Genomic DNA, 1,396 nt, shown 5'->3' with positions numbered 1-1,396 from the left:
TGAATTACCGCAACAGCCAGACAGGCCCAGATGCTAGGAGTTGCCACGGGGGCGCAGCCGAGCAATGGCAGCCCGCGCCTGTGCCTACGGCAGGAGATCAGGTACAGGCATATCCATTGCGCGTCAGGGGCGCGTTAGGTGTGTTAGGTGCATTGGGTGCAGGTGCGTGCGAATTGGGCGAGCATCATTCGGGAATGGCTCCCGGCAGGTAGGATGGGTCAATCCACGTAATCACAAACCCGCCGTGCGTGCGTTGGGCTTCGTCGTTGAGCAGCAGCGTGCCGCCCACAATGTTATCTTGCATCAGGCTGCGGTAGAGGCTGTTCATTGCGCCATCGGGAATGCGCAAGCCGGCCTCACGCAAGTGGGCGTAGATCACCTCGCTGCGGATCGGCTCCGTGCTTTTCAGCCAAAGCTGGGCGGCAACATTCAGAAATACTTCTTCAAGTTCATCATTCATGGACACCCCTCCTTGTGCATCGAGCACGGCTCAACGGTGCAATTCAACCTGTTCTGTATTATACCATTAGCAGTGGATCTGCAAAGGGCATGGCGAGATGATTTTCGCGCACACACAAACACCCCACCTGCTGTATACCTACGGCAGGTGGGGTGACACGGGAACAGGACGAGCAGTATATCAGGAGATGGTTGCTGCTATCAAATGTGGATGATTGGCACCAGCAAAGCCAAATACCTAGAACGTGCGGCGGGTCATCCGCGCATGAAATGCATCCGCAACCACCAGCTCCAAGTGCAGCTGCTGCGCCGCGTGGGGGTTGCCAAAATCACGCCAGTAGGTCACGATCTCACTCTGACACGTTGAATCGCAGCGCATATTAAACAGTACCACCAGCACCATAGCGATAAGTGCATGCAGCACTGAGCACGGTTTGGTGTGGTCATAGATGATTTGTTCAGTGTATTGCTGTGTTTTGTGAAATGCTGTTGTTGCCATACGAAGCCTCCATGCTTTCGTCTTATTGAACTCATTGTGCGTATACCTCTTAACTAGATTATACTATATATTCCCCGTTATATCTATAGGATTTTCTGTTGATCTTAGGCTGTGCAAAAAGGCTATACTTCAAATAAACGAATGGGAGCAAAGTACCGTTTCCGCCTGCAAATACGCGCCTCAAGATAATTTTCTTCGTTTCTTCGACCAACAAAACATTGACAAACAGATGACGAATATCGTGGTATTCTTTCAATGTGATCAAATAAAAGTCTGGGCGATGATCTATTTGCGATCTGTATAACGTTAGTTATGAGTGATAGATACGCCTTTCCTGCCTACGGGAACGATCAACGATAGATTAAATCGGGGTTTCAACAACGGCAGCGGGGTGTTCTCAGAGATAAGTGGGAGCTTCATAATCTTAACGGGCGTGAT

3 protein-coding genes are annotated in these 1,396 nt (G+C 50.5%); all 3 read right to left on the bottom strand.

Annotation, left to right across the window (positions count from 1 at the left end; genetic code table 11):
- Window positions 1-184 precede the first annotated feature (184 nt).
- Window positions 185-460 (bottom strand): hypothetical protein, encoded by a 276-nt coding sequence (locus CMR00_12755; protein PIO46999.1) that lies wholly within the window; start codon window positions 458-460, stop codon window positions 185-187.
- Between the two features lie 237 nt (window positions 461-697).
- Window positions 698-958: a hypothetical protein gene (locus tag CMR00_12750; protein ID PIO46998.1), complete on the bottom strand. Its 261-nt coding sequence runs from the start codon at window positions 956-958 to the stop codon at window positions 698-700.
- 58 nt (window positions 959-1,016) lie between these two features.
- On the bottom strand, window positions 1,017-1,223 hold the full coding sequence (locus CMR00_12745) for a hypothetical protein (GenBank protein ID PIO46997.1): 207 nt from the start codon (window positions 1,221-1,223) through the stop codon (window positions 1,017-1,019).
- Window positions 1,224-1,396 lie beyond the last annotated feature (173 nt).

The sequence above is a fragment of the [Chlorobium] sp. 445 genome (assembly GCA_002763895.1).
Lineage (GTDB): Bacteria > Bacteroidota > Chlorobiia > Chlorobiales > Thermochlorobacteraceae > Thermochlorobacter.
This window is presented reverse-complemented; position numbering and strand designations above follow the sequence as displayed.

Coding starts and splice junctions, on each gene's coding strand:
- CMR00_12750 (PIO46998.1), bottom strand. CDS start 958: ATGGCAACAACAGCATTTCACAAAACACAGCAATACACTGAACAAATC.
- CMR00_12755 (PIO46999.1), bottom strand. CDS start 460: ATGAATGATGAACTTGAAGAAGTATTTCTGAATGTTGCCGCCCAGCTT.